Origin of the sequence: Streptacidiphilus sp. BW17 (genome assembly GCF_041262485.1) — a bacterium.
GTDB lineage: Bacteria > Actinomycetota > Actinomycetes > Streptomycetales > Streptomycetaceae > Streptacidiphilus.
On record NZ_JBGCCR010000025.1, the window covers coordinates 61,992 to 84,129 of the forward strand.

Annotated in this window: 19 protein-coding genes; 9 read left to right on the top strand and 10 right to left on the bottom strand. The window is 72.5% G+C overall.

The annotated features are described in order from the left end of the window. Positions 1–111: 111 nt before the first annotated feature. Together ABH940_RS26310 and fusA are read right to left on the bottom strand one after the other, a co-directional pair. Positions 112–960, bottom strand: coding sequence for a TrmB family transcriptional regulator (locus tag ABH940_RS26310; protein WP_370065595.1), 849 nt, complete (start codon positions 958–960; stop codon positions 112–114). Positions 961–1,137: 177 nt separating this feature from the next. Continuing rightward, the gene (gene fusA / locus ABH940_RS26315; protein ID WP_370106315.1) at positions 1,138–3,237 is read right to left on the bottom strand and encodes an elongation factor G; all 2,100 of its coding nucleotides are present in this window, start codon (positions 3,235–3,237) and stop codon (positions 1,138–1,140) included. A 385-nt stretch (positions 3,238–3,622) separates the two neighbouring features. Here fusA and ABH940_RS26320 point away from each other — a divergent pair, with 385 nt between their 5' ends. Together ABH940_RS26320 and ABH940_RS26325 are read left to right on the top strand one after the other, a co-directional pair. Continuing rightward, positions 3,623–4,702 carry a hypothetical protein gene (locus ABH940_RS26320; protein WP_370065599.1) on the top strand — a complete coding sequence of 360 codons (1,080 nt, stop codon included), beginning with the start codon at positions 3,623–3,625 and terminating at the stop codon, positions 4,700–4,702. A gap of 163 nt (positions 4,703–4,865) precedes the next feature. After that, entirely contained in the window at positions 4,866–5,135 is a 270-nt protein-coding gene (locus ABH940_RS26325) for a hypothetical protein (protein ID WP_370065601.1), read from the top strand. Positions 5,136–5,159: 24 nt separating this feature from the next. Here ABH940_RS26325 and ABH940_RS26330 read toward each other — a convergent pair whose 3' ends face one another. From ABH940_RS26330 to ABH940_RS26345, 4 genes are all read right to left on the bottom strand, one after another. After that, positions 5,160–5,492, bottom strand: a complete 333-nt coding sequence (locus ABH940_RS26330; protein ID WP_370106316.1) for a hypothetical protein — start codon at positions 5,490–5,492, stop codon at positions 5,160–5,162. Positions 5,493–5,717: 225 nt separating this feature from the next. After that, positions 5,718–5,984 carry a DUF6295 family protein gene (locus ABH940_RS26335; RefSeq protein WP_370065605.1) on the bottom strand — a complete coding sequence of 89 codons (267 nt, stop codon included), beginning with the start codon at positions 5,982–5,984 and terminating at the stop codon, positions 5,718–5,720. A gap of 31 nt (positions 5,985–6,015) precedes the next feature. Then, the gene (locus ABH940_RS26340) at positions 6,016–6,759 is read right to left on the bottom strand and encodes a dienelactone hydrolase family protein (RefSeq protein ID WP_370065607.1); all 744 of its coding nucleotides are present in this window, start codon (positions 6,757–6,759) and stop codon (positions 6,016–6,018) included. A gap of 59 nt (positions 6,760–6,818) precedes the next feature. Then, positions 6,819–7,148: a DUF1330 domain-containing protein gene (locus tag ABH940_RS26345; RefSeq protein ID WP_370065609.1), complete on the bottom strand. Its 330-nt coding sequence runs from the start codon at positions 7,146–7,148 to the stop codon at positions 6,819–6,821. A 159-nt stretch (positions 7,149–7,307) separates the two neighbouring features. On the opposite strand from ABH940_RS26345, the gene ABH940_RS26350 reads away from it, so the two are divergent. Continuing rightward, complete coding sequence (locus ABH940_RS26350; protein WP_370065611.1) at positions 7,308–8,333, top strand: deoxyribonuclease IV; 1,026 nt, start codon at positions 7,308–7,310, stop codon at positions 8,331–8,333. On the opposite strand, the gene ABH940_RS26355 is transcribed toward ABH940_RS26350, so the two are convergent. Continuing rightward, on the bottom strand, positions 8,322–9,272 hold the full coding sequence (locus tag ABH940_RS26355; RefSeq protein ID WP_370106317.1) for a sigma-70 family RNA polymerase sigma factor: 951 nt from the start codon (positions 9,270–9,272) through the stop codon (positions 8,322–8,324). The two genes, ABH940_RS26350 and ABH940_RS26355, sit on opposite strands and share 12 nt — an antisense overlap. Positions 9,273–9,524: 252 nt before the next feature. Between ABH940_RS26355 and ABH940_RS26360 the strand changes: the two genes are divergently transcribed. Further along, a complete protein-coding gene (locus ABH940_RS26360) occupies positions 9,525–11,882 on the top strand; it encodes a molybdopterin cofactor-binding domain-containing protein (RefSeq protein WP_370106318.1) in 2,358 nt (785 codons plus the stop codon). A gap of 49 nt (positions 11,883–11,931) precedes the next feature. Then, entirely contained in the window at positions 11,932–12,408 is a 477-nt protein-coding gene (locus ABH940_RS26365) for a (2Fe-2S)-binding protein (protein ID WP_370065617.1), read from the top strand. Between the two features lie 28 nt (positions 12,409–12,436). Here ABH940_RS26365 and ABH940_RS26370 read toward each other — a convergent pair whose 3' ends face one another. Next, positions 12,437–14,935, bottom strand: coding sequence for a polysaccharide lyase 8 family protein (locus tag ABH940_RS26370; RefSeq protein ID WP_370106319.1), 2,499 nt, complete (start codon positions 14,933–14,935; stop codon positions 12,437–12,439). A gap of 137 nt (positions 14,936–15,072) precedes the next feature. Here ABH940_RS26370 and ABH940_RS26375 point away from each other — a divergent pair, with 137 nt between their 5' ends. After that, a complete protein-coding gene (locus tag ABH940_RS26375; protein ID WP_370106320.1) occupies positions 15,073–15,864 on the top strand; it encodes an IclR family transcriptional regulator in 792 nt (263 codons plus the stop codon). A 142-nt stretch (positions 15,865–16,006) separates the two neighbouring features. Then, entirely contained in the window at positions 16,007–17,293 is a 1,287-nt protein-coding gene (locus tag ABH940_RS26380; protein WP_370106321.1) for a glucarate dehydratase family protein, read from the top strand. Positions 17,294–17,328: 35 nt separating this feature from the next. Here the strand turns inward: ABH940_RS26380 and ABH940_RS26385 are convergent, their stop codons facing one another. Together ABH940_RS26385 and ABH940_RS26390 are read right to left on the bottom strand one after the other, a co-directional pair. Next, on the bottom strand, positions 17,329–18,531 hold the full coding sequence (locus ABH940_RS26385; protein WP_370106322.1) for a hypothetical protein: 1,203 nt from the start codon (positions 18,529–18,531) through the stop codon (positions 17,329–17,331). Next, positions 18,528–19,478 carry a 5-dehydro-4-deoxyglucarate dehydratase gene (locus ABH940_RS26390; RefSeq protein WP_370065627.1) on the bottom strand — a complete coding sequence of 317 codons (951 nt, stop codon included), beginning with the start codon at positions 19,476–19,478 and terminating at the stop codon, positions 18,528–18,530. The genes ABH940_RS26385 and ABH940_RS26390 overlap by 4 nt, the downstream gene beginning before the upstream one ends. Before the next feature lie 232 nt (positions 19,479–19,710). Here ABH940_RS26390 and ABH940_RS26395 point away from each other — a divergent pair, with 232 nt between their 5' ends. Both ABH940_RS26395 and ABH940_RS26400 read left to right on the top strand, forming a co-directional pair. After that, a complete protein-coding gene (locus ABH940_RS26395; protein WP_370065629.1) occupies positions 19,711–20,553 on the top strand; it encodes an NAD-dependent epimerase/dehydratase family protein in 843 nt (280 codons plus the stop codon). A gap of 78 nt (positions 20,554–20,631) precedes the next feature. Further along, positions 20,632–22,116 (top strand): aldehyde dehydrogenase (NADP(+)), encoded by a 1,485-nt coding sequence (locus ABH940_RS26400; protein ID WP_370106323.1) that lies wholly within the window; start codon positions 20,632–20,634, stop codon positions 22,114–22,116. The last annotated feature ends 22 nt before the right edge of the window (positions 22,117–22,138 follow it).

A 22,138-nucleotide genomic window follows, 5' to 3' on the forward strand; every position in this document is an offset into this window, starting at 1 on the left:
TCCCAGATGGACGGGCAGACCCCTCGCACCATTCTCCCGCGCCCGCCCCCGGCCCGCCCGCCGCGCGTCGGACGGCGCACGTCAGTCCGGGCCGGGCTGGGCAGGCGGGCGCTACGCCGCGAACGGTGTCGCGTGGTCCCAGAGGCGGGCGAACGACTCCGCCAACTCCTCGACGGCGGGCGGGAGATCGATCAACAGCACCGGGCCGCCGGCCGTCGCCGGGTCCGCGGCGGGGAGCGTCAGCAGGGCGCGGGCGCTGTCGGTGAGGATCATCCGGGTCTCCACGCTGTCGGTGACCCGTGCCTCCTCGCCTGCGGCGACGTAGGCGGCGGCCTGGCGCACGAGCGCGGGGTCGTCGAGCAGGTCGGAGTGGTAGACGCAGCGGACGATCCCGCCCGAGCCGGTCAGCGTACGGACCCGGCGGATCCAGTCCGGGTCGTCGAGGCCTTCGAACGGCGGGCGGGCGGTGGCCAGGACCGAGTGCATCGCGTAGTCCCGCCAGTGCTCCATGCGCGCCAGCGCGATCCGTCCGGTGTCCCGGTCTGCGTCGACGGCGGCGGCCTTCGTGTCCCGGCGTCCCGCGCGGCGGGCGGCGGCGCGGGCGCACTGCCAGGCCCGGCGCAGGTCGGCCACCAGGTCGGCGGCGATCGACTCCAGCCGGACCAGGTTCTCCCGCTGCGCGCCGAGCAGCACGGCGCTCGCGTCGAGGGGGTCCACTGCGTGGAAGACGGCGGGCTTGGCCGGGCTCTTGGTCACCAGGCCCTGGTCGATCAGTGACTCCAGCACGTCGTAGACGCGTTGCCGGGGCACCCGAGCCTCCTCCGACAACTCGGCCGCCGTGGCCTGCGCGACGCGGGCCAGCGCGGCGTAGACCCTTGCCGCGTACGGGGGCAGGCCAAGGGACTCGAGGGCCCGCTCGGCGGGCCCTTCGGCCAGGATGGAAGGGACCGTGAGTGACATGTCCAAGTCATATCAGAATGACCCTGCCGGTTGCCAACCGTGAGCAGTCTGTCACACCACGCACGGGTGTGGGGTGGCGATGTGGGGTGGATGCGTGAACCTTGTGAGAACTTGTGAGAATCCGTCAAGTCACCGGCCCGCCCCCGTCGGAGGGGGCGGGCCGGTGATCACGCAGCGTTACGGCGCCGGGGCGTAGCCGGTGGGCCGGCTGGTGAAGGTGCCGCGGCCCTGGGTGCGGCTGCGGAGCCGGGTCGCGTAGCCGAAGAGCTCGGCCAGCGGCACCGTCGCCGTCACCACCGCCGTGCCCGTCCGCGCCGCCCCGCCGGTCACCCGGCCGCGTCGGGCGGCCAGATCACCGAGGACGGCGCCGACCGCGTCGTCCGGGACGGTCACGGTGACCTCGACCACGGGCTCCAGCAGGATCGGCGCGGCCTGCCGTAGCGCCTCGCGCAGGGCGAGGCGTCCGGCGGTGCGGAACGCCAACTCCGAGGAGTCCTTCACATGGGTCGCCCCGTCGGTCAGGGTGACCCGCACACCCGTCACCGGGTGGCTGCCGAGGGGACCGTCCGCGAGCGCGTCGCGGCAGCCCGCCTCGACGGCGCGGACGAACTCCTGCGGGACCCGGCCGCCGACCACGGCGGAGGAGAAGGCGAACTCCTCGCCCTGCTCCGCCGGTTCGACGTCCAGCACCACCTGGGCGAACTGACCCGAGCCGCCGTCCTGTTTGGCGTGCCGGTAGGTCAGCCCGGTGACCGGACGCGTCACCGTCTCGCGGAAGGCCACCTGCGGGCGGCCCACGACCACCTCCAACTCCCGTTCCCTGCGGATCTTCGTAGCCGCCACCTCCAGGTGCAGTTCGCCCATCCCGGACAGCACCGTCTGACCCGTCTCCGGATCGGTGCGGATCGACAGTGACGGGTCCTCCTCGATCAACCGAGCCAGCGCCGTCGCCAGTCGGTCGGCGTCGGCGGAGCGGCGCGGCTCGATCGCGACCGTCACCACCGGGACGGCCACGCTCGGCGGTTCCAGCACCAGCGGCGCGTTCGGCGCGCACAGGGTCGCCCCGGCCCGTGCCGAACGGGGACCGATCACGGCGACGATGTCGCCGGCCACGGCCTGCGCCACGTCGACATGCCGGTCCGCCTGGACGCGGAGGATCCGGCCCACCCGCTCGGTACGGCCCGAGGCCGTGTCGAGCACGGTGTCACCCCGGCGCAGCGTCCCCGCGTAGAGGCGCAGGAACGTCAGCCGTCCCGTCGGCGCCGCGTGGACCTTGAAGACCAGCGCGACCAGCGGCGCGTCCGGATCGGCCGGGCGTTCCCCGGTGCTGTCGGTGGCCCCGGCATCGCTCCCGGCAGCCCGGACCGGCGGGAGGTCCGAGGGGGCAGGGAGGTACGCCACGACGGCGTCCAGCAGCGGCTCGACGCCGCGGTTGCGGTAGGCCGAGCCGCAGAGCACCACCACGGCCTCACCGCTGCGGGTGAGGTCGCGCAGCGCTGCGGTCAGCGTCCCGGGGGAGAGGGTGCCGAGGGCACAGAACTCCTCCAGGGCCACCGGGTGCAGCTCGGCCACGGCCTCGGCGAGGCGGTGACGCCTGGCCTCGGCCTCCGGCCGCAGTTGCTCGGGCACCGGGGTGACGAGCATGCCCTCCACCGTTCCGTCTGCCGTTCCGCCCGTCGGGCCGCCCGCAGTCCCGTCCGTCGGGCCGCCCGGCCAGAGCAGCGCCTGCATCCGGACCAGGTCCACCACGCCCGTGAACGCGTCCTCCTGACCGATCGGCAGTTGCACCGCCAGCGGGTTGGGGTGCAGCCGCTGCCGGATGGAGTCCACCGCGGCGTCGAGGTCGGCCCCGGCGCGGTCGAGTTTGTTGACGAAGGCGATCCGCGGCACGCCGTGCCGGTCCGCCTGCCGCCACACCGACTCGCTCTGCGGCTCGACCCCGGCGACGGCGTCGAAGACCGCAACCGCGCCGTCGAGGACCCGGAGCGAGCGTTCGACCTCGTCGGCGAAGTCGACGTGGCCGGGGGTGTCGAGCAGGTTGATCCGGTGCCCGTCCCAGTCGCAGCTGACCGCCGCGGCGAAGATGGTGATGCCGCGGTCGCGCTCCTGCGGGTCGAAGTCGGTGACGGTGGTGCCGTCGTGGACCTCGCCGCGCTTGTGGGTCGCGCCGGTCAGGAAGAGGACGCGCTCGGTGACGGTGGTCTTACCGGCATCCACATGGGCGAGGATGCCGATGTTGCGGACGCGGGAGAGGTTGCTGATCAGGGTGGTACGCACGGCCGTTGGCCTTTCAGGGAATACCTGGACAGGACGGCGCGATTGCCCGGGACGGGACGCGTCTGAACGCGGGCGTCAGAACTCGGGTGTCTGAACTCGAGTGTCAGGACGCGGGTGTCGTCACCGGGTCCGGTACCGGCCGCGCAGCCGGGACCGGTGCGACGAGGACACCAGAATCACCTCGGACCGGGCGGCCCGGCGGAGGACGGAGAGCATGTCGGCACTACGCTGACGCATGGCCCGGCCCCTCTCGTCTCCTGTGTGTTCGGTTCGTGGTGAGTGTAGGGAAGGGGCCCGCTGCGGGGCATCCGAATATCGCGGGCCGGCCCACGTAGGCAGGCACGAGGGCAGGCGCGCGGGCCGGTGAAGGACGAAGGGGAGCGTCGTGGCGGGCAGTTGGCGGAGGCTGGCGTCGGTGGTGGGCGCGCGGGTGCGGTATCGGCGGCGGAGGGCGCGGATCGCGGTCGTGGTCCTCTTCGTGCTGCTCGGGATCGGCTTCTGCTTTCCGGCGGGCGACGACACCGACCCGCTCGACAACGTGGACTTCTCGATCGCGGTGGTCCTGCTGCTGACCGCCGCGACGCTCTGGGTCTGGCGTGCGCCGAGGGCCGAACTTCCGGCGCTGCGGTGGCGGTTGCGGCAGCGCCGGGTCTGCTGGCGTGGGTCGGTGACGGCACTCTACGGTGCGTGCTTCGGGCTGCTCGGCAACGCGTGGTTCGCGTACCGCCAGGACGGGCTGCCCGACACCGCGAGCATGGCGAGCTACGACCACCTCGGCCAGCTCTCGCGTGCCTCCGGCTCCGTCGGCCTGTGGATGCTGCTGCTCTCGCCCCTTCCCGCCCTGCTGGACGTGCCGCTGTGGCGGTTGATGCCGCGTCAGCTGCGGCGCGCGGCGATGCTGGACCGGGTCACGGAGGAACTGGCCGACCCGCGGCGCAGCCTGGTCCGGGGCGAACTGCCGCAGCAGCACGTGCCGGCGCCGGGCACGCCGGGTAAGCCGCTGCGGTTGGATCCCGCCTCGAAGCAGCACCGGTTGCCGTTCCCGGCCGAGCGGCTTCCGGCGCTGGACTGGGACGGAGAGCTGCTCCGGGTCCGGGTACGGCGCGGGGTCGTCTACGGCTTCCGGGCGGAGGGCCCCGGACCCCGGCCCGCGACCCTGGCCGAGGTCGTCGAGGAGGTCGGGCTCTTCCATCGCCGCTGGATCGTGCTGCTCGACGCCGACGGCGACCGGCTGCTCGTCGTGCGGATCGGGTCCGTGAGCACCCATCTGCGCGCCAACCGGCTCGCGACGCTGGCCGGTCGGGCCAACCTGGCCTTCGCCCAGTACAACCTCGGCTGGACCAAGGACGAGGCGGGCAGCCTCGGGCGCCGCATGTTCCCGCCCGTCCCGCACGCCTGGCGCGTCCGGCGCGCGGCCCGGGCGTTGGCCGCACGGGCGGGGACGGCGGAGCGGGGCTCGGCGTAGCCGTCGGTCGCCGGCTCGTGGAAACCGCTCGTGGAAACCGCTCGTGGAAACCCAAGGTCACGAGGTTGCAACGGCGCCGGTGCGGGGGTGCGCGGTCTGGAAGAGTGCAGATTCATCACATGATCTTCATGGATCCTGCACATCCGGACATCGAGGAGATGCCTTGCTCCGTCGTTCCATAGCCGTCGTCGCCACCGCAGCCGCGCTCGCCCTCGCACCCGCTGCTGCCGCCTCGGCGAGCGGCAGCCTGCCGGCCACCAACACGGCTCACCGCTGCGTCTCCCACACCACAGGTCTCTGTGGCTGGACCCACCGCCAGCGTCCGGCGAACAAGTGGGAGACCGCCCAGTGCCGTGACTACTCGATCAGCTACAGCGCTCACTCCCAGGGCACCTGCTCCTACCACCACGGCGTCCGCTACTGGTTCAAGTAGGAGTTCGGCCGGAGCAGTTCGGAGTCAGGTGGTCGCCGGAGGCTCGGGCGGTATCGGTGGGATCGGTGGTTCGGTCTGTGGTGGTTCGCCGCGGAGGGCGGCGAGGCGGCGGTAGTAGTCGTCGACCTCGATGTCGCCGCGGGCCAGGCGTTCGGCCAGCAGTTGTTCCGCGCTGGGCGCGGCCTGGGCGCGCGGACCCCACTTCGGCGGGCCGGGCCAGCCGCCCGGTCCGGGGGCGGTACCGGGTCCGCTCTGGTGCGCCTGCTGCGCGTTCCAGCGCGAGCGGCGGGCCATGAAGCGGACCAGCAGCACGATGATGATCAGCAGCAGCACCCAGAAGATCACCATCGTGATCACCGGGAAGATCCACAGGCCCCCGTGGTGGGGGCCCCCGTAGCGTCCATACGGTCCGAACGGTCCCATGTCAGTCGCCTGCCCTGCTCGCCCCCGTCCGGCTGACGGGGTGCTGCCTGGCTGATACCCGGTGGCGGGCCGGTATCGATGAAGGCTGGATGAGAAAGCACAGGAAAACGCCGGGGGTGCGCATCGTGACGCGCACCCCCGGCGGTTCAGCCTGTCGGCTCAGGTGAGCAGTTCCTCCGGAACCGCCGCCAGCGCCTCCTGGATCGCCGCGACCAGACGCCGCGCGGACTCCGCCGTCAGCTCCAGCGCGACCCGGGACGCCGGGTCACGGGACGGGTCGGCGAAGTCGATGTTGAGCGTGTGCTCGTGCATCGCGTGGACGGGGTGGTCGTAGTAGACCGTCGCGTCCGTGACGTGGAGCCAGGAGCCGCCCGGCCCCTTGCCGCTGCCGTCGATCTCGGCCTTGACGGTGGTGTACGTGCACATGGTCCGAACTCCTGCTCAGTTGCTCAAACGCTCAGTTACCGAGGTGGGCGGCGTAGAAGGCGGCGATCCGCTCCCAGCCGTCGTTGACCGCGGCCACGTTGTACGACGGACGGTCCACGGCGAAGAACGCGTGGCCCGCGCCCTCGTAGCTGTGGAACTCGTGCGGCTTGTCGTCCTTGGTCAGCAGCTGGTCCAGCTCCTCGACCTGGTCGGGGGAGGGGAACTTGTCCTCCGCGCCGAACAGGCCCAGCAGCGGCGCGCGCAGCTGCGGCAGCTGGGAGACCAGCGAGCGGGCCGAGGTCGGGAAGTCCGCCGGCGGGTCGAGGGTGACGAACGCGCCGTAGCAGTCGACGGCGGCCTGGAGGTCGAGGTGGCAGGCGGCGAGCACGGACTGGCGACCGCCGGAGCAGTAGCCGATCACGCCGATCTTGCCGTTGGAGTGCGGCAGCGCCCGCAGGTACGCGGCGGCGCCGCCGACGTCGCCGACCAGGCGGTCGTCCGGCACACCGCCGTTGGCGCGGGCCACGGCTGCGGCGTCGTCCGGCGCCGCGCCGGGCGCCTCACGGGAGTAGAGGTTGGGGCAGAGGGCGTCGTAGCCCATCTCGGCGAAGCGCCGGACGATCTCCTTGGTGGCCCGGTCGTATCCGGGCATGTGGTGGATGACCACCACGCCGCCGCGCGAAGCGTCGCCATCGGGGCGGGCCAGGTAGCCCTCGATCTCGTCCCCGTCGTGACCGGGGAAGTGGATCGTGGAAGCGCTCAGGGATCCGTTCATGGCACAGCTATACCACGCGTGCCTGAAGTCTCCGTTCGGTGAGGGTGAGCGTTTCGCCGTCAGTGGGCGAGGGAGTCGACGCCTCGGTAGCCGGACGGGACGCCCGCGACGAAGGCGGCGTCGGCGTTCATGTGGCGGGTGCGCAGCGGCAGGATCTCCTGGTACGCGGGCGAGGCGTGCCAGGCGCGGAGGTTGTCCTCGTCCGGGAACTCGATCAGGATCACGTCGCGGATGTCGTCCCAGGTGCCCTCGAAGGCCTCGACGTTGCCGCCGTGGATGAGGAACCGGCCGCCGAAGGGGTCGAGGGTGGCGTCGATCCGCCGGAGGTAGTCGACGATGTCCGGGCCGAACTCGACGGAGTGGACAAGGGCGAGGGCGTAGGCGGTCATCTCGGGCTCCGGTTCTCTGCGGTTGGTTCTCGGTGGTTCGGCTCGTTCGTTCCGATGCTTCGAGTCTCCGCGAACGCCGTGGTCGGGGAATCCGTCACGTATCCGTCATGCGGCGGGCCCGGGAACCGGTCGTCCTGCGGAGCGTGGGATGCTGCGGGCATGCACGCCCCGCACGACGTCACCAATACCGCCGCATCCGCCTCCGCAGCTGCCTTCGCCCCCGTGGTCGACCCGGCAGCGCGGCGACGCAACCCGATCGGGGCGCACGTCCCGGTCGCGGGGCGCGGGCTGGTCGGGACCGGGCTCGCCTACGCGGAGCGGATGGGGGCGGAGGCGGTCCAGGTCTTCGTCGCCAACCCGCGCGGCTGGGCCACGCCCGAGGGCGATCCCGCCCAGGACCGGGCGTTCCGTGAGGCCTGCCGGGAGCGCGGCATCCCCGCGTACGTGCACGCGCCGTACCTCATCAACTTCGGTTCGGACACGGCCGCGACCCGTGAGCGGTCCACCGACTCGCTGCGGCACTCACTGCTGCGCGCGCACGCGATCGGCGCGCTGGGCGTGGTGGTCCACACCGGCTCGGCGGTCGGCCGCACCGCGGACGGCGGATCGCGCCGGGCCGAGGCGATGGCCCAGGTCCGCGCGGACGTGCGGCCGCTCTTGGACGAGTTGGACGAGTTGGACGAGCTGCAGGGCGGCGAGGCGGTGCCCTGGCTGCTGCTGGAGCCGACGGCCGGTCAGGGCCAGTCGCTCTGCTCGCGGATCGAGGACCTGGCCGCCTACGCCGACGCGCTGGACCGCCATCCCCGGCTCGGCGTCTGCCTGGACACCTGCCACGCTTTCGCGGCCGGGCACGACCTGGCCGCGCCCGGCGGCGTGACGGAGGCGCTGGACCTGCTGGAGGAGGTCTTCGGTCCGGGGCGGCTGAAGCTGATCCACGCCAACGACTCCAAGGACGTGGTCGGCGCGCGCAAGGACCGGCACGCCAACATCGGCGACGGCCACATCGGCGCGGAGCCGTTCCGGGAGCTGTTCCGGCACCCCGCGACGGACGGGGTGCCGCTGATCCTGGAGACGCCCGACCGCAGCGCCGCGCCCGGCTTCGGGCACGCCGCCGACGTCGAGACGCTGAAGCGGTTGCGCGCCGAGGCCTGGATCAAGGGAACTGACCGGGTGTCAGCTCTCTGACGGCTCAGGGAGATCGAGGACGCCAAGCTCCAACTTCCGCAGTTGCTCCGGCTCGCCGATCACGTTGATCCCGGTGATCCGTGCGTCCGGGCCCTCGGTGAAGCCGAAGGTCAGCACGACCGCGATTCGGCCGAGCGGCGCCATGACCAGCCCGTAGCCGCCGTCGACCAGCGCCTCCTCGGTGACTTGGGCGCGCTCCTTGGAACCGAGCGCCGCCTTGGCGACGATCCGCGCGCCGCTGAGCGAGATCGGATGCGGGGTCGGGCCGGCCGCCGCGTCGGCGCGGATGACCACGTCCGGGTCCAGCAGGGTGACCAGCGCCTCGAAGTCCCCGCCGCGACAGGCCGTCAGATACGCCGACACCACCTCCCGTCGCCGGTCCGGATCCGGCTGCGGGACGACGGTGACGCCCTTGACCCGGCGCCGCGCCCGGCTGGCCAACTGCCGGACGGAGGCCGAGGTGCGCTCCATCATCGGGCTGATGTCGTCGAAGGGGACGGCGAACATGTCGTGCAGCACGAAGGCGAACCGCTCGGCCGGGGTGAGTGTGTCCAGCACCACCAGCATGGCCAGGCCGACCTCGTCGGCCAGCAGCGCCTCCTGCTCCGGATCGGCCGGGCGCTGCTCCGGCGCGGCCTCACGGCCGACGGCGGGTTCGACCACGGCCGCGTCCAGGGCGTCCTCGCGGCGGCGCTCGCGTGAGCGCAGCAGGTTCAGGCAGATGCGCCCGACCGTGGTGGTCAGCCAGCCCGCCAGGTTCTCCACCGGCTCGGCCTCGGGGTCCTGCTCCGTCCGGTTCACGGCCCGGTCCAGCCGCAACCAGGCCTCCTGGACCGCGTCCTCGGCCTCCGCGAGCGAGCCGAGCATCCGGTAGGCGACGGCCCGCAGCCGGGGCCGCTGTTCCTCGAAGCGCCTGCTCAGTTCCTCGCGGTCGTCCACGGACGGCTCCCCTCTTCACGACACGGCGGTGGCCCGGGTCGTGCCTATCACAGCCAGGGCCGCGGGCCTGGCACGTGTTGAACTTCGCCGAGCCGGACCGAAGATCGCACGGGCCGTGGCGCGACGCCGTCAACTGTGCAAAGCTCCAGGTTCGACACCTTACTGGCGCGTAAGAGGCGCACGGCGCGTACGGCTCGGATCGGGTCGCACGGGTGGGAACAGGGTCAAGTGGACGAAGCCGGAGGGGCGTTGATGGGCGACCAGGGGACGGACGGGCGGAGTGGGGCGCCGGGTGTCGGGCGGCGGACCTTTCTGGGATACGTCCTCGCCGCGTCGACGCTGACCGTCGCCGCGCAGTTCGGCGAGAGCGTCGCGGCGCCGCAGCGCGCCTCCGCGGCCGTGCCCGAGTCGGGCCTCCCGGAGGCGGGGATCCCGTCCCTGCCGGAGCCGTCCGAGATCTACGACCTCAACGACATGCTGACCGATGCGGCCCTGCCCACGGCCAATCTGATCAGCATCCAGCTCGGCACCGACGGGACCGCCACGCTTGCCCTGCCCCGCGCCGAGGTCGGGCAGGGCATCACCACCTCCAGCGCCATGATCGTGGCTGAGGAGCTGGACATCCCGCTGAGCCAGGTCCGGATCACCCTGGCCGACGCCCGGCCGGAGCTGCTCTTCAACCAGCTGACCGGTGGGTCCAACACCACCATCTCCACCTTCACCCCGATCCGGGTCGCCGCCGCGATCGCGCGCGGGCGGTTGCTCAACGCCGCCGCGCTGGCGCTCGCCGAGCCGATCGACACGCTGACCACCGCCCTCGGCGTGGTGACCGCAGCCAGCGGCGCGAAGATGACGTACGGTCAGCTCGCCACGGCGGCAGCCTCGGTGAGCACGACGGCGGTCTCGGTCACGCTCAAGGACGCCAAGGACTTCACCCTCGTCGGTACGCCGCAGGGCCGGATCGACGCGCTGGACGCGGTCACCGGACGCAAGCAGTTCGCGATGGACCTGCAGGTCGAGGGCGCGCTTCCGAGCATGGTGTGCCGTCCGCCGACGATCAACGGCACGGTCGTCTCGGTGCAGAACCAGGGCGCCGTGCTGGCCATGCCCGGGATCACCGACGTGGCCGTGATCTCCACCGGCGTCGCCGTGCGCGGCGCGACCTTCGGGCAGTGCATCGACGCGGTGCGTGCGCTGCAGGTCACCTGGGGCCCGGGGACGGAGGACCACTCCTCGGACGCCACCGTGCTCGCCGAGCTGGCCGCCGCCGAACTGCCGCTGGTCGTACCGCCGTTGCCGCTGCTGACGCAGGCGGTCGACGAGCGGTTCACCTTCCACTTCGCCAGCAACAGCGCGCTGGAGCCCAACTGCGCGGTCGCCGACGTCCGTTCGGACCGGGCGGAGATCTGGGCCTCGCTCAAGTCGCCCATCGTGGCGCAGGAGGCGATCGCGGCCGACCTCGGTCTGCCGGTCTCGGCGGTCACCGTCCACGTGGTCCAGGGCGGCGGGTCGTTCGGGCGCAAGCTCTTCTTCGACGCGGCCCGCGAGGCGGCCGAGATCTCGAAGGCCATGGGCAAGCCGGTCCGGCTGATGTGGCACCGCACCGACGACTTCCGGCAGGGCCGCAGCCACCCGATGTCGACCTCCCGGGTCCGGGCGACCTACTCGGTCGGCGAGGTGATCAGTTACGAGCAGCGACACACCTCGGTGGCGACCGACTTCAGTCACGGGCTCGGTGAGATCATCACCGCGCTGGTCGCCAAGCTCCCGGTCGGCGACATCGGCTTCTCGGAGACCATCTTCGAGCTGACCCAGCAGACGCCCTACAACTTCGGCGTGACGACGCAGCTGCTCAGCGAGGTCGACAAGGGCTTCAACACCGGCAGCATGCGCAACATCTACTCGCCCAACGTGCGCTGCGCCCAGGAGTTGGTGGTCGACAAGCTGGCCGCCGCGATGAACCAGGACCCGTACGCGTTCCGCCGCTCCTTCCTCAAGGACCAGCGGGCGATCGCGGTGCTGGACACGGTGGCCCGGCAGGGCGACTGGGGCCGGACGATGGCCCCCGGCACCGCCCAGGGCATCGCGCTGCACGCGGAGTACCACGGCTTCGTCGCGATGCTGGTGGAGATCGACTGCACGGCGGCGACCGTCGACCGGAAGATCCCGGACGCGTACACCGGGCCGCGGGTGACCAAGGCGGTCTGCGCCGTCGACGTCGGCCTGGCCGTCAACCCGCTGGGCCTGAAGGCGCAGATGATGGGCGGCATCATGGACGGCATCGCGCTGACCCTGAGCTCCTCCCTGCACCTTACGAACGGCGTCTTCCAGGAGGGGAGTTGGGACAACTACTTCTACACCCGGCAGTGGAACGTCCCGAACGACCTGGAGATCGTGGTGATGCCGCCGACCACCGGCCAGCCGGGCGGCGCCGGCGAGTTCGGTGTGGCGGCGTCGATGGCGGCCGTGGCGTGCGCCTACGCGCGGGCGACCGGGACGTTTCCCACCACCTTCCCGATCAACCACGACCAGCCGCTGGGCTTCACGCCGCTGCCCACCGTGCCGCCGATCCCGCAGTCGCCCACCGACGGCCTCAGCCGCGCGTACTGACGGCTCGTCAGCCCTGCTTCGAACGATCTGAACAAGGAGAGTTCCGTTCATGCCCCAGCACACCTTCGTCCTCAACGGTAAGCAGGTCACCGTGGACGTCGAGGACGACGTGCGCCTGCTCTGGGTGCTGCGCGACATCCTGGGCGTGCGGGGGCCCAAGTACGGCTGCGGGCTCGGCGTCTGCCAGGCGTGCACCAGCCACCTCAACGGCAAGGCGGTGAACCTCTGCTGCATCCCCGTCTCCGACGTGGCGTCGACGGACGAGGTCACCACCATCGAGGGCCTGCCCGCCACCGTGGGCAAGGACCTGCACCCGATGCAGGAGGCCTGGCTGGAGATGGACGTCCCGCAGTGCGGCTACTGCCAGCCGGGGCAGATCATGGCGGCCGTCGCCAAGGTCCTGGAGGCGCGCGCCGCAGGCCACGAGATCGGCGACGCGGACTTCGACGAGATCCGGAACATCTGCCGCTGCGGGACCTACGTCCGCATCCGCGAGGCGATCCTCTCGGCGGCGGACAAGTTCTGACCGCCGCCGGGGGTCCGAACCCGTTCTCTCACAGGCGGAGCCGGGCGGTGCGGGTGGTGCCTGGCAGGCCCTGGGCGAGGTCCAGCGTGATCGTCGCTGCGCCGTCGGCCACCCGGACCCGGACGCCTGGGTCGTCGCCGAAGCCGCCGCGGATCCGGCCGAAGCCGGTCACGGTGACGGTGAGCGTGGACTGGGTGCAGGTGGGGTCGCTCATCGCGACCGAGAGCGCGGCTCCTCTGCGCCGCACCAGCACCGAGGCGGGACCGCTGACCGTGAGGCCGACGCCCGTGCCGGCGGTGAAGAAGTTGGCCGCCGTCAGGTCCTCCTTCCGGTCCCGGATCGCCTGCAGGTCGGCCGAGTTGGCCAGCACCTCGACCAGCGGGCCGGCCGCCCGCAGTGCGGTGGTGCGGGCGTCCGCGCCGGGCAGCAGGAGGTAGGCGTACTGCGCGTCGGTCGGGTTCACGCCGTGGTCGAGCCAGAGCGTGACGTAGGTGTTGGTGTACGGGGTGGAGGTTCCACCGGTGCTGGGGCCGTTGTCGATGTCGGCCCAGGCTCCGGTCCGCTGTTCGCGCAGCGCGCGCAGCACGGTGCCGTCCCACGTCCCGCCCGGCAGCAGGACGTAGCCGCCGACGCCGTCCAGATGCGCCCAGCCCGAGCCGGCCGGGAACGCCGCCGTCCAGCCGAGCGCGGTCGGCTGCGCGGCGCCGTCGACGGTCAGCCGGTTGGTGCCCGTCGGGTGCAGGTTGCGGTTCTCCAGCGTGGTCTCGACGGTGTGGCCGGAGCTGCCTGTGATGCCCGCGCCGAGTGCCACCACGCAGTCGTCGAGGCAGAACCAGGACTTGCGCGCCCGCAGCGGTGCGCCGTACGGCACCAGGTCCAGGCCGACCGCGCCCCACCGGTCGTCCAGCACCGCGCCGCCCGCCCAGGTGGTCGGCGGAAGTGTGCCGTTGCCCGCGCTGTTCGGGAGCGGCAGCGTGTCGGCGGTGACGCCGGGCAGCCGGGTGCAGTCGACGGTGGGCCAGTAGTTGTCCGTGAAGTGGCCGTTGTCGCTCGTGTAGAGGTAGGTCGCGCCGTCGCCGGTGTGCCAGCCGCGCTGGTTCTCGCCGTTGATCGCCTCCAGCCGGGCGATCCGGCTGCTGGAGAGCGCGACCGCCCAACCCCAGCCCTCGCGCCGGTGGACCGCGCGCTCGATCGACGGCTGCTGGACGTGGTTCGGCCCCTGCCGCGCCGGGTGGACCAAAGGGTCGTCCAGCACCGACTTGACCAGCGCCATCCGGGCGGGCGAGGCGGTGGCCCTGATCGGCGCGAAGCCCTCGCGGGTGATCCAGCCCTTGGCCAGCGCCTTCCACCGCTTCTGCTGCTCGCGCGAGCCGAGAGGGATCAGCCGCAGCACCGCCTCGGTGATGTCGTGCCCCGCGTCGTGGTCGGTCTCGCCCTGCCGGGAGAGGAACCGGCCGCGCACCACGTCCATGACCAACCCGTCGTACATGTACGGCGCGTAGGTCAGGTCGACGGAGTCGAGGATCACCGCGAAGCCGGGGTCGCTGATCGGCCAGGACGAGCCGGTCAGCAGCAGCGAGAGCTGGCTCAGGTCGTTCAGCAGCACGTACGCGTAGTGGCCGTTGTAGGCGACGCTGCCGTGCTGGATGTAGCCGCCGTCGTGGTAGTAGCCGTCGGAGGCGGTGACGTAGGGGTAGATGTCGGAGAGCTTGTCGCGGCCGAGAGCGATCAGCGTGCCGTCCTTGGCCAGGATGCCGCGCAGGATGGTGATCTGGCACAGGTCGGAGCGGTTGGCCCCGGTGCTGACCACGGTGCCCTGCTGCTGGTGGGTGGGGTCCGGCACGAAGTGGGCCACGGTGGCGACGTAGGAGGTGAGATCGGCGCTCGGGACCTGGGTGCCGAGTACGGCGCAGGTGTTGACCAGGTTCTGCGGTGCGGCGATCTCCCAGTGGTACCAGTTGCCGACCTCGGCCGAGGACGGGTTGTAGTACGCCGTGCCGATCAGCCGCAGCGCCTGGACCAGTCGGGCCGCCACGGCCGGGTCCTGGTGGTAGCGCGAACCGGGCGTTCCCCAGGCGACGGCGGCGGCCAGCAGCCGGGCGTAGGTGGCGCTGGCGTTCTCGACGTGGGTGAACGGCAGGTCGGTGTAGACGGACGCCGGGCTCGGGGAGTCGTCGTAGAGCGCGATGTCCGCCGCTGCCGTGGCGTCGACGGTCGCGATCGCGGCGGCGTAGTCGGGGTCGCTCGGATCGACCGCGCTGCCGCCGGTGAGGATGTCGGACCAGACGCCGCGCAGTTGGTCGAAGGGGTCCGACGTCGGAGTGGGTGCCGGAGTGGGCGCGGGAGTGGGCGCCGGGGACGGCGTCGCAGGGGGAGCCGCGGCGTCGGCCGGTCCGGCGGCTGCAGCCGCGCCGAGGAGGGCGGCGCCGGTCACCGCGGCGCCGGTGCTGAGGAGGTGTCGGCGCGTCAGCTGCGCGCGACGGATCGTCGTCGGGTCTGTCCCGTCGGTCTCGTCCATGGATGACATGACAGGGCTTCTTCCGAAGCCAGTCAAGGAGTTGGACATAGTTCATATGCATGAACATCTCCTCCGGTCTATGCTGAACGCAGTCCATGTGTGTGAACTTCTCCAGAAGACCTGTACGAATCCGAGGGGGCCGTTCGATGGCGCAGTCCAGCACCGCCGCAACCACCGCTGCGAGCGGCGGTGCGAACGTCAAGTCCGCGGTGCGCACGGTCGAGTTGCTGGAGTTCTTCGCCGGCCGCCCCGGGCTGCACAGTCTGGCCGAGGTCCAGGAGGCGCTGGGCTACCCCAAGTCCAGCCTCTACATGCTGCTGCGCACCCTGGTCGAGCTCGGCTGGGTGGAGACCGACGTCACCGGCACCCGCTACGGGATCGGCATGCGCGCGCTGCTGGTCGGCACCTCGTACATCGACGGCGACGAGGTGGTCGCCGCGACCAGGCCGGTGCTGGACCGGCTCGCCGACGACACCACCGAGACCATCCACCTGGCCCGGCTGGACGGCACCGACGTCGTCTATCTGGCCACCCGTGCCTCGCAGCACTACCTGCGCCCGTTCACCCGCGTCGGTCGGCGGCTGCCCGCGTACGCGACGTCCCTGGGCAAGGCGTTGCTCGCGACCTACGACGACGCCGAACTGGAGCGGATGCTGCCCGAGCGGCTGGAGCCGGTGACCGAGCGGACCCACACCACCCGCGCCGCGCTGATCGAGGACCTGCGGACGGTCCGCGAGCGCGGCTACGCGATGGACCGGGAGGAGAACACCCTGGGGCTGTGCTGCTTCGCGGTCGACATCCCCTACCGCACCCCGGCCCGCGACGCGGTCAGCTGCTCGGTCCCGGTCGCCCGGCTGACGCCGGGGCGGGAGCAGATGATCCGGGACGCGCTGATCGGCGCGCGGGAGCGGCTGGCGCTGGCGACGCGGCACCTCTGAGTTCCCCGACGGGTCAGGCACTGCTGGACGGCTTCGGCACTGCTCGACGGCTCAGGCATTGCCCAGGCGGAGGCACAGTTCTAGGCTGTTCATATCCATGTGATGCGTTCATATGTCTGAATACAGCCGTAAGGGGCAGTCGTTGCGTACTCCCAAGGTCACCGACGTCGTCGTCACGCCCGTGGCGGTGCTCGACCCGCCGTTGCTCAACGCCTCCGGCGTGCATCAGCCGTACCAGCTGCGGGCCGTCATCGAACTGCACACCGACGCCGGGATCACCGGCCTCGGCGAGGCCTACGGAGACGACCCGACGCTCGCCAACCTCCGCGCCGCCGCGCCCGCGCTGGTCGGGCTCTCGGTGTTCGACCTCAACGGCATCGGTACGCGCGTGGCGAAGGCGCTGGGCGGCTCGGTCGACTCGGTCGGCATGACGGACCTGATCGGCGCCGCGTCGCGCGAGAAGTCCGTGGCGCAGACGGTCGGGCCCTTCGAGGTCGCCTGCTACGACGCGCAGGGCAAGGCCACCGGTCTGCGGGTCTGCGACCTGCTCGGCGGCCCGGTGCGGGAGTCCGTCCCGTTCAGCGCCTACCTCTTCTACCGCTGGGCGAAGCACCCCGAGGGCGCGGCCCCCGACGGCTACCCGGACGACGACTGGGGCGCGGCGCTCGACCCCGACGGGATCGTGGCCCAGGCCCGTCGGCTGGTGGACACCTACGGCTTCCGCTCGCTCAAGCTCAAGGGCGGCGTCTTCGAGCCCGAGGCGGAGGTCGAGGCGATCGAGGCGCTGCGGGCGGCCTTCCCCGAGCACCCGCTGCGGCTGGACCCGAACGCCAACTGGTCGGTGGCGACGTCCAAGCGGATCGCGCCCCGGCTGGAGGGCCTGCTGGAGTACCTGGAGGACCCCACCGGCGGCAACCCCGGCATGGCGGAGGTGGCCAGGGCGACCTCGCTGCCGCTGGCCACGAACATGTGCGTCACCTCCTTCGCGGAGGTGCCGGAGGCCGCCGCGCTCAACTCGGTCGACATCGTGCTGACAGACCATCACTACTGGGGCGGCTTCCGGGCCAGCCTGAAGCTGGCGGGCATCTGCGAGACCTTCGGCTGGGACCTCTCCATGCACTCCAACACGCATCTCGGCATCTCCCTGGCCGCGATGACGCACCTGGCCGCCGCCGTCCCCGGCCTCACCTACGAGTGCGACACGCACTCGCCGTGGCAGCGCGAGGACGTGGTCCGGCCCGGCGCGCTCATCTGGTCGGAGGGGTCGCTGGCCGTGCCGCAGGGGCCGGGACTGGGCGTCGAGTTGGACCGCGACGCGTTGGAGCGGCTGCACAAGCAGTACCTCGACTGCGGCGTCCGGAGCCGCGACGACCGGGTCGGCATGGTGCTCGCCGACCCGGCCTGGGAGCGCCGCACGCCGCGCTTCTGACGATCCGTGCGCGCGGCGGTGGTCAGGCGCGGTGGTCAGGCGGTGAGCCCGGCCACCGCCGCGCGGATCGCCGCAAGGTCTGCGGCCGATGCCAATCCGGCGTGGTAGAAGCGCAGTTCGGTGGCCCCGGCGGCGACGAGGTCGGCGCACCACGCGGGCAGGTCGTCGAGGTCCGCGCCCATGCCGCGCACCGCCGTGACGGTCGCGGCCACCCGCCGTCCGGGCCCCGCCTGCGTCCGGACGGCGTCGAGTGCGGACGACGCGCGCACCGGGCAGGGCAGGATCGCGCCGTCGGCGGTGGCGTGGAGCGTGGCCGGCTCGGCGCCCGGGTTCGCGCCGACGGCGAGCGGGTCGGGTTGGGTGTGCAGCAGCACGGGCAGTCCCGGCCGCTCGGCCCGGACGGCGTCCAGCACCCCGGCGCGGAACGCGGTGGCCGTGGCGATGCGCATCCGCCGTACCGGGTCGGTGAGTTCGGGCGGGAGCGTGGCGTCGTCCGGGCGGCCGCCGGCGCGCCCGGAGAAGACCTCGTCCAGGGACTCGCGGACGGCTCGGCGCAGGCGCCAGGGGTCCGCGCCGTGGGCGGCGTAGCCGTCCGCGCAGGGCCGGCAGAAGCAGAGCGAGAGGAGCAGGCGGGCGGCGGGCGGCAGGGCGACGCCGGAGGTCTTGTCGTGGGCGTGCAGGTGGTCGAAGCCGTACCAGCCGCAGGACTCCAGCTCCAGCCCGGCGAGGTGGGGGAGCGCGGCGGTCTCGGCCGCCAGCGTCGCGCCGTAGCGGCGGACGGCCGGGGAGGACACGCACAGCGCCCACGGGTAGCGGTCGCCGTAGGCGTTGACCACCGCGCTGTCGGGATGGAGCGTCCCCAGGCGCTGGTTGTGCGCCAGCACGGTCCAGGCGTAGACCTCCAGGCCCGCTTCGGCGAGGGATGCCGCGGCCTGCTCGAAGGCTCCTTCGGCGATCCAGGAAGCCGGGGCGGGCTCGAGCTCTCCGCCGTCCGCCCAACGGGCCGGATCCAGGCGGTAGTAGACCGCCGAGTGGTCCGCGGTCACCACCCGGTGCCCGGGGTGACGCGGCGTCAGCGCCCGGACGCTGTGGTACGCGGCGGCCAGGGCGACCCGGCGGATGCCGAGTTCGGCGACCCGGTCCGCACAGCCCGGGTCCTCGACGACGTCCCACGGGTAGAGGTAGGCGCCGACGGGCACGGCCCCGATGTCGGTCCAAGGGTCGGCCGCCGCGCTCACCCGAGCGCCTGGCGGGTGCGGGCGAGCAGGTCCAGCAGCGTGCGCAGGTGCTCCGGCTCGGGCTCGGTCAGCGGCGCCCGGACGCCGCCGACGGCGTGCCCGGCCGCACGGGTCGCGGCCTTGACCAACGAGACCGCGTAGCCCGGCCGTTGGCGGCGCAGCTCGACGTAGGGGCGGAGCAGGACGTCGGTGAGCGTGGTCAGTGTGGCCGCGTCGCCCTTCTCCAGCGCCCGGTGGAAGGCGAGGGCGAGGTCCGGGGCGAAGCAGAACAGCGCGGAGGAGTAGAGCGGGACGCCGATCGCCCGATAGGCCTGCTGCGTCATCTCGGCGGTGGGCATGCCGTTGAAGAAGAGGAAGTCCTCGCCCACGCCGGAGGTGCGCACCGCGCTGACGATACGGAGCATCAGGTCCAGGTCGCCGCGTCCGTCCTTGAAGCCGACGATGTTCGGCACCGTCGCCAACTCCGCGACCGTGTCCGGGGCGAAGGCCACCTGGTCACGCTGGTAGAGGACGAGGTCGAGCGGGGTCGCGGCGGCGAGGGCCGTGTAGTGGCGCAGCAGCCCGTCCTGGCCGCCGTCGGCGCTGTACGGAGGAAGCACCAACAGGCCGTCCACACCCGCGCGTTCGGCGGCGCGGGCGTAGTCGAGGGCGAGCGCGGTGCCGTAGCCGGTGCCGCCGACGACCGGGACCCGGCCGCCCGCCGCACGGACGGCGACCCGCAGCACCTGCTCGTACTCGGCGGGCGCGAGGGCGGGGAACTCACCCGTTCCGCAGGCGGCGAAGACGGCGCCGGGGCCGTCCTCCAGCCGCGCCTCCACATGCCCCTGGTAGCCGACCGGGTCGAAGGCGCCGGAGTCGTCGAAGGCGGTGACCGGGAAGAAGAGCAGTCCGTCGAGGCGGGCGGCCAGGGGCTGGGTGGAGTCGGGCCGGGAGGCGGGAGAGGACAAGGTCGTGGATCCCTTCGGTGGCACGGGAACACAGCAGATCCATGTACATGGTCAGCGTATATGGATCTGAACGCGGGAAGCGTAAGCGCGCCATTCGACCCGGGTCAAGGGAGCGGCGTCCATATATATGAACAAGGATTGGCATTGTGAACAAGCTGATCTTCTGTGAGCATGGGCAGGGCCGAGAGGCAGGACCGAGACGATGCAGCACCGGCAGCGCGAGGGGGAGACCTTGTCCCGCATTCTCATCACCGGCGCCGCAGGCGGCGTGGGCACCTTGATCCGGCCCCGGCTGGCCCGCGCCGACCGCGTCCTGCGGCTGCTCGACATCGCCCCGCTCACCCCCGGAGCAGCAGGCACGGCCGGGGCGGCGGGAGCCGGCGACGAGGAGCTGATCCAGGCGTCGGTCACCGACCTGCCCGCGATGGAGCAGGCCTGCGCCGGTGTCGACGCGGTGATCCACCTCGGCGGCATCTCGCTGGAGGCGCCCTGGGAGCACATCCTGGACGCCAACATCAACGGCACCTACACCGTCTTCGAGGCCGCCCGGCGGGCCGGAGTGCCGCGCGTCGTGTTCGCCTCCTCCAACCACGCCGTCGGCTTCCGCACCCCGGACGAGTACCCGCTGACCGCCGACACGCCGCCGCTGCCGGACACCTACTACGGCGTCTCGAAGGTCGCGGGCGAGGCGCTCGGCGCGCTCTACCACCACCGCTACGGGCTCGACGTGATCTGCATCCGGATCATGACCTGCTTCCCCGAACCGCCCGACCCGCGTGCGCTGTCCACCTGGCTCTCCCCGGACGACTGCGCCCGGCTGCTGGAGGCCTGCCTCTCCGTGCCGGAGCCGGGCTTCCGGATCGTCTACGGCGTCTCGCCCAACACACGCGGCGGTTGGGTCTCCCTCGACGAGGCGCGGGCCCTCGGCTACCGCCCCGCCGACGACGCCGAGGTCTATGCGGCCGAGGTCCTCGCCGAACACGGCGAGCCGCCTGCGGACGACCCGGTCTACCGTTATGTGGGTGGCCAGTTCACCTTCCCCGATCTCGACGCCGACCGGCGCGACCGGCCCTGATCCGACCGGCCCGGACTCGATCGGCCCAGACTCGACCGGCACTGACCAGGCTCGACCGGCACTGAGGAGACACCTGCGATGACGCACAGCACGTCCCGGACCGACCAGGAACCGCACGTCCAGGGGTACGACCCGCGGACCGGAGAGCCGGTCGGCGCGCCCGTGCCGGCGACCTCGGCCGCCGAGGTCGACCGGATCTGCGCCGACCTGGACGCGACCGCGTCCGTCTGGGCGGGGACCTCGCGCGAGGGCCGGGCCCGCGCGCTGGAGGCGGTCGCCGTCGCGCTGGACGCGCACAGCGACGAACTCGCCGGGCTGGCGGACGCGGAGACCGCGCTCGGCATGCCGCGACTGACCGGCGAGGTCGCCCGGACTACCGGGCAACTGCGGCTCTTCGCCGAGGTGTTGCGCGAGGGCGCGTATCTGGGCCGGGTCGTCGAGCCCGCCGCCGAGGGCCGACCCGACCTGCGCCGGGTGAAGCAGCCGACCGGCCTGGTCGCCGTCTTCGCCGCGTCCAACTTCCCCTTCGCCTTCTCCGTGGCCGGTGGTGACACGGCGTCAGCACTGGCCGCCGGATGTCCGGTGGTGGTCAAGGCGCACGAGGCCCACCCCGGGACCTCGCGGCGCACCGCCGAGCTGGTCAAGGCCGCCCTCGCGGAGGTTGGTGCGCCGCCGGTCTTCGACATCGTGCACGGCTTCGCGGCCGGGGCCGCCGTGATCGGGCACCCGGCCGTCACCGCCGTCGGGTTCACCGGTTCCACGCGCGGCGGACTGGCCCTGGCCCGGCTCTGCGCCGAGCGACCGGTGCCGGTTCCGTTCCACGGTGAGCTCGGCTCCGTCAACCCGGTCGTCGTCCTGCCGGGCGCGGCCCGGTCCCGCGCTGCGGAGGTGGCCTCCGGCTACGCGGCCTCGCTGACCCAGGGGGTGGGTCAGTTCTGCACCAACCCCGGGCTGATGTTCGTTCCTGATGACGCATCACTTATGGGTGCGCTGGCAGAGTCGGTCGCGGGGACCGACGGCGGACCGATGCTCTCCGCCCGGATCCACGACGCGTGGGCGGCCGCGGTCGCCGAGCTGCGCGGCCGGGACGACGTGCGGGTACTGGCCGAAGGCCGTCCCGGGAAGGGGCCGTGGGCGGCGACGCCCACGGTCTTCGCCGTCGACGGCGCGGCGTACGACCGCGCGCCGGAGGTCTTCGGTCAGGAGCGCTTCGGGCCGGTCGGCGTGGTCGTGGTCGACGGTGACGCCGACCGTACCCGGACCCGACTCGGAGGCGTCGAGGGCAGCCTGACCGTCAGCGTCCAGCTGGACCGCGATCGGCCGGAGGACATCGAGGCGGCCCGCGCGCTGCTGCCGGTGGCGGCACGGCGCGCCGGGCGGCTGGTGGTCAACGGCTGGCCCACGGGCGTCGCGGTGACCCGCGCCCAGCACCACGGCGGCCCGTTCCCGGCCAGCACCAGCCCGGCCCACACCTCCGTCGGCGGCGCGGCCATCGACCGCTGGCTGGTGCCGGTGGCGTACCAGGACGTGCCGTCCGAGCTGTTGCCGCCCGAGCTGCGCTGATCCCGACCAGGGGACGGACCGT

Excerpts from the sequence above, each read along its gene's own strand:
- ABH940_RS26340 (WP_370065607.1), bottom strand. The coding sequence starts at position 6,759 with ATGAACGGATCCCTGAGCGCTTCCACGATCCACTTCCCCGGTCACGAC.
- ABH940_RS26360 (WP_370106318.1), top strand. The coding sequence starts at position 9,525 with ATGGGCGACCAGGGGACGGACGGGCGGAGTGGGGCGCCGGGTGTCGGG.
- ABH940_RS26375 (WP_370106320.1), top strand. The coding sequence starts at position 15,073 with ATGGCGCAGTCCAGCACCGCCGCAACCACCGCTGCGAGCGGCGGTGCG.
- ABH940_RS26310 (WP_370065595.1), bottom strand. The coding sequence starts at position 960 with ATGTCACTCACGGTCCCTTCCATCCTGGCCGAAGGGCCCGCCGAGCGG.
- ABH940_RS26335 (WP_370065605.1), bottom strand. The coding sequence starts at position 5,984 with ATGTGCACGTACACCACCGTCAAGGCCGAGATCGACGGCAGCGGCAAG.
- ABH940_RS26350 (WP_370065611.1), top strand. The coding sequence starts at position 7,308 with ATGCACGCCCCGCACGACGTCACCAATACCGCCGCATCCGCCTCCGCA.
- ABH940_RS26345 (WP_370065609.1), bottom strand. The coding sequence starts at position 7,148 with ATGACCGCCTACGCCCTCGCCCTTGTCCACTCCGTCGAGTTCGGCCCG.
- ABH940_RS26400 (WP_370106323.1), top strand. The coding sequence starts at position 20,632 with ATGACGCACAGCACGTCCCGGACCGACCAGGAACCGCACGTCCAGGGG.
- ABH940_RS26370 (WP_370106319.1), bottom strand. The coding sequence starts at position 14,935 with ATGTCATCCATGGACGAGACCGACGGGACAGACCCGACGACGATCCGT.
- ABH940_RS26365 (WP_370065617.1), top strand. The coding sequence starts at position 11,932 with ATGCCCCAGCACACCTTCGTCCTCAACGGTAAGCAGGTCACCGTGGAC.